Below are 4,863 nucleotides of genomic sequence, written 5' to 3' on the forward strand. Positions count from 1 at the left end.
TTATTTGCCATGGTCAGAAACTGTACAAGCAAATTGTAAATAAAAAAAAGAATCTCCAGCGTCGAGTGACTTTGGAGATTTTCAATATACCTCGTTATTGGGCGCTTACGAATCTTCCCTTGAAATCAATGGGTCAATCCAATCTGCTTTTTTCAATATCCATTCTATTTCATCATGGGAAACTTTATTAGATTTCATTAAAGTTTCGGCATATGCTCTGATTTCCTTGGCTAATTTAATATCCTCGATTGTATTTAAAAGCTCGATGGTACGTTCTTTTTCTTTATTAACTTGTTCTCTTCTTTCTTCTCGAAGTCGTTTTTCTTCCTTCTCAATCCGCTTTTGTTCTTCCCATTCTTCTCTTTTTGTACGGATTTGCCAATAATTTTGATAAAATTTGAAGATGATTTCAGGCAGCATCTCCTCTAATGACTGTTCTTTGGTATCTTTAATATAGCTTGTATTTTGATTGATAAATTTAATCCGTAATAAGCCATTTGGAATATAATCATATTTTCGAATATTGGGTTTGCGGGCATATTTTTTGTTTTCATTATATTCTGCTAATTCTTTTTCTTCTGCCGGTGTAAGAATATGAGTTATTTTGTCTTTACTTTCAATAATCTCAAAACGAACTTCATCACTGCCGATTGAGATAGTAAATGGCTGAGGTATTGTTTCTCCAAATTTTTCAAACAAAGTATACAAGGTATTTAATAATTGGTAAACACGAGGTTGCTGTTCTTTGCTAACATTATCTAAGTTGTCAGGTTTTTGGAGGGTATTTCGTTGATAATTTGGATGAAAGTAGTTTAATTTAGCTAGCTTTTCACGTCTTTTCCATTCTTTTATTTCTTCTTTGTATTCTTTTACATGTTTGTTCAATTTTCTAGTTGCGTTTGGATTAAATTTTATGAGTTCTTGATAGATTTTTGTTACTTTTTCTTCGGGTAAAAAATTTAGTGCTTGATAAAAACTATCTTTATTGATATTAAAATATTTTTGGGAATCTTCGTTTTTTGCTTTTGGTTGCGATACTTCTGTTTTCTCTTCGGCTATGTCTTCTTTCTCTCTAATTGTTGGATTGATTTTCATTTCTACTTCGATATTAGTTAGATTGCTACTAGGTAGTGGAATGATCCATTCTTCGGTAGGTAGATTATGTTTCTTGTTATAGATAAATTTGCTAGTTGGCGTGGGTATATTGGCAGCTTTGCATGACTGTAATAATTTGGAGTAATTTAATTGATATTTATCTGCTACTTGCTTTACACTACTTTGCCAAATCTCTTGATATAATTCGTCCCTATTAAATATTTTTTTCATAGTACTCACTCCTTGTAAAAAAATGGAAATCCTTTACAAAATGATGATAACCCATTTTTATCCTGAAGTATAGTATTGTTTGAGCTTCGTCATTTTTAAATTTGAGCTTTAAGAGAGTTTGCTCGTAATTCATTTGGGTATTATTTTGTTTGGCATGTCATGAAATAGTATTCGCAGATAGTCATGGTGTGCATAAAGATTTCAATTTATAGGTATTCAATTCTGTAGATGTGGTGAAAGATGATTGGAATGTTACTCAATGTTAAAATGAAATATTCCTATGGTATAATTTTTCTATACAGAATGATGATTCGAGATGCTAGAGATGATACTGGCAAGAGTAGAATATATTATTAGCAGATGCATATGATCGTTTGGTTGAATATGCAAATAATAATGTAAAGTGGATTTTACAGACGATTGATGATTTTTGTAATGACCTGTGGACTGATGAGGATTAAAAGATTTTAGAAAATAACAGGAGGAATGGAAGATGTGTACAATTTCTTTTCATGTCAGTGAGGAAGAAGAAAAGTTCATTAAGGATTATGTCACTGCCAATTGTTTGAATTTATCTGAATTTATAAAAGAGGCTATTTTCGAAAAGATGGAAGAAGATTTAGTAATGGATGAACACCGTATTCTAACAGCTAGAGAAAAAGCAAAATCTGAAAGAAGATATGATCATACAGAGGTTTGGAAGAGGTTGGAAATTTGAGCTTAATGGAATGCTAATATCTAGTAGTTTTGCTTATTTTGCAAATTTGAGATTATTAACGTATGATAACAATGTTGAAGAGGTTTATTTCTAAAAAGTATCAGAAAGGACTCAAGGGGAAATGTATGAATTATTCAGGTGTATATAGATACGATTAAGTAGCCACTATCACAGCTTATTTTAAGGAATATGTAGGTAGTTTTGGTTGATTAGCGAGTAAATTATCGAATGAATGGCTTAAGCGAGAACTTTAAGCGTTAATCGTATGGACTTCAAATGGATTAATAAAGTAAGAAAAGTTGGTGCGACCATGATTATGGATAAATTAAATATGATGATAAATTATAGTGATGAATCGAGTACTAAATACATTATTAGTAATTTTATAAAAAATAATATTATCAAGATTCCTAATATGACAATTACACAATTAGCTTCTGCTTGTTACACATCAAAAGGTCAAATTTCAAAATATATCCAATCGTTAGGATATGAAACGATGCAAGATTTTAAATTAGACTGTATTGAATATATTGAAAGTATTCCAAGGACCGATAAAACCATTTATTCAATAGAAAAAAATATCAAAGATCAATATGAGGCGTTTACCAAAGATATTATTTATTCATTGCAGTACACTTTGAAAACTATAGACACAATTTTATTAAAACAATTAATAGAGGATATTCAACATAGTAAAAGAATTTTTGTTTATGCTCATGGACATGCAAGGACTCTATGTACTTATATCCAAAATGAATTGTCAATAAAGTTAAAAGAGGTTATTATTTGCGATGTTGATTTTATGAAAACTTACCATTTTGAGGAAATAGATTTGTTATTACTAATTAGCGTGAATGGTAATACATTTTATTTTGATCGAAACATTGTTCATAATATTTTAGAAAAAAATGTCAATACTTGGTTAATTAGTTGCAATCAGCAATTAAAGTTTTCTAAAAATTTTTTGTATGTTCCCACTGAAAATAATCAATATAATGATTACATTTTAAGACACATTATAGATTATATACTACGTTATTAAGGTTTCCATTTTGGAAACTTTTTTTGTTAAAGCATTTCTTTTTGTATAATTTAAAATGAGAGGTGAATAAATTGACAAAAAAAGTTATTTCAAGTGAAATCCTGTATATTATCGCTATTACTAGTCTATCATTTGCAGTGAATATCATGGAGCAAGCAAATTTCGGTATGTCCATGATTGTGAGCCCAGCTTTTATTTTAAGTAAAAGTGTTAGTTTTTTGACTTATGGACAGGCAGAATACATTGTTGCAGGCTTGATTTTTATTTTGTTTTGCATCATTATGAAACAATTTAAGATTGCTTATCTAAGTTCGTTTATAACAGGTGTTTTATATGCAACTATGGCTGACATATGGCAAGCAATTTTGCCAGTTTATCCAGTTGAATCCCAACATGGTTTTTTTATCAGAATTATCTATTTTTGCATAGGTTTGATATTATCAGCATTAGCAATTGCAATGTTTTATAAAACTTACTTTTATCCACAAATCTATGATTTTTTTGTAAAGCAAGTTGCCATGAAATATAATATCAGTTTACAAAAATTTAAAACAGGATTTGATTGTGTATTTTTAATTTTTTCAGTTATTTTTTCTTTATTAGTATTTCATAAATTAGTAGGTGTAGGTATTGGCACAGTTATTATGGCAATATGCAATGGAACGCTAATTAGTTACTTTAAGAATCAGTTAGATAAACATTTTGTCTGTGTCTCAAAATTGAATAAATTAGCCAATTATTTAGAAAATGAAGGAGGAATACAAGATGGCGTTTAAAGAAAACTTTTTATGGGGTGGAGCAACAGCTGCTAATCAGTGTGAAGGTGGTAGTAACGAAGGAAATAGAGGATTGGCCAATGTTGATTTAATGCCTTTAGGTGAAGATAGATATTTAGTAGGAATTGGTCAAAAGAAAATGTATGAGTTTGATGAGAAATATTTTTATCCGTCACTTACTGCTGTTGATTTTTACCATCACTATAAAGAAGATATCGCGTTATTTGCTGAAATGGGATTTAAAACCTTTCGTCTTTCAATTGCTTGGACTAGAATATTTCCAAATGGTGATGAACAAACACCAAATGAAGAGGGCTTAAAATTTTATGAAGAAGTATTTAAAGAGTGTCGTAAATATGGGATAGAGCCATTGGTTACGATTAATCATTTTGATTGTCCTATGCATTTAGTTAAAACAATTGGTGGATGGAGAAGTCGAGAAATGATTAATCATTTCTTAAAGCTATGTAAAGTTTTATTTAACAGATACCAAGGTTTGGTTAAATATTGGTTAACATTTAACGAAATCAATATGATCTTACATTTTCCATTTGTTGCAGCAGGTCTTTATTTTGAAGAAAATGAGAATAGAACACAAACAACTATCACTGCGGTACATCATCAATTGATTGCCAGTGCATTAGCAACTAAAATGGCACATGAAATAGATCAAGAGAACCAAATTGGATGTATGGTTGCAGCAGGTTCTTACTACCCAGAAACATGTAAACCTGAAGATTATTGGCAAGCAATTTGTGATAATAGAGAAGTCTATATGTTTACGGATGTTCAAGCGAGAGGTTATTATCCTAATTATGCTATTAAATGGATTGAAAAAAGAAATGCCAAAATTCCATTTGAAAAAGAAGATAAAGAAATTTTGAAAAATGATGTGACCCCCAAAAGTTAGACTTTATTAGCGTAGTAGTTTTGTCTACTACGTTTTTTTATGCACTCATAAGGTGAATTCTGTATTGAACTGGACTTTTCCACCCTAG

General features: G+C 30.1%; 4 protein-coding genes and 1 pseudogene. 4 read left to right on the forward strand and 1 reads right to left on the reverse strand.

The window, feature by feature from the left end; translation table 11 throughout:
• Window positions 1-105 precede the first annotated feature (105 nt).
• Window positions 106-1,326: a cellulose synthase gene (locus tag ACTQZM_RS11705; RefSeq protein WP_441653867.1), complete on the reverse strand. Its 1,221-nt coding sequence runs from the start codon at window positions 1,324-1,326 to the stop codon at window positions 106-108.
• Between the two features lie 493 nt (window positions 1,327-1,819).
• On the opposite strand from ACTQZM_RS11705, the gene ACTQZM_RS11710 reads away from it, so the two are divergent.
• From ACTQZM_RS11710 to ACTQZM_RS11725, 4 genes and pseudogenes are all read left to right on the forward strand, one after another.
• Window positions 1,820-2,044, forward strand: a complete 225-nt coding sequence (locus tag ACTQZM_RS11710) for a DUF6290 family protein (RefSeq protein WP_441653868.1) — start codon at window positions 1,820-1,822, stop codon at window positions 2,042-2,044.
• 265 nt (window positions 2,045-2,309) lie between these two features.
• Entirely contained in the window at window positions 2,310-3,089 is a 780-nt protein-coding gene (locus tag ACTQZM_RS11715; protein WP_441653869.1) for a MurR/RpiR family transcriptional regulator, read from the forward strand.
• 71 nt (window positions 3,090-3,160) lie between these two features.
• The gene (locus ACTQZM_RS11720) at window positions 3,161-3,865 is read left to right on the forward strand and encodes a DUF6198 family protein (RefSeq protein ID WP_441653870.1); all 705 of its coding nucleotides are present in this window, start codon (window positions 3,161-3,163) and stop codon (window positions 3,863-3,865) included.
• A pseudogene (locus tag ACTQZM_RS11725) lies at window positions 3,855-4,751 on the forward strand (family 1 glycosylhydrolase); the annotation flags it as partial. The gene ACTQZM_RS11720 and the pseudogene ACTQZM_RS11725, both read left to right, overlap by 11 nt.
• Window positions 4,752-4,863: the final 112 nt, after the last annotated feature.

Source organism: Enterococcus cecorum, from assembly GCF_052119425.1.
Taxonomy (GTDB): Bacteria; Bacillota; Bacilli; order Lactobacillales; family Enterococcaceae; genus Enterococcus_E; species Enterococcus_E cecorum_C.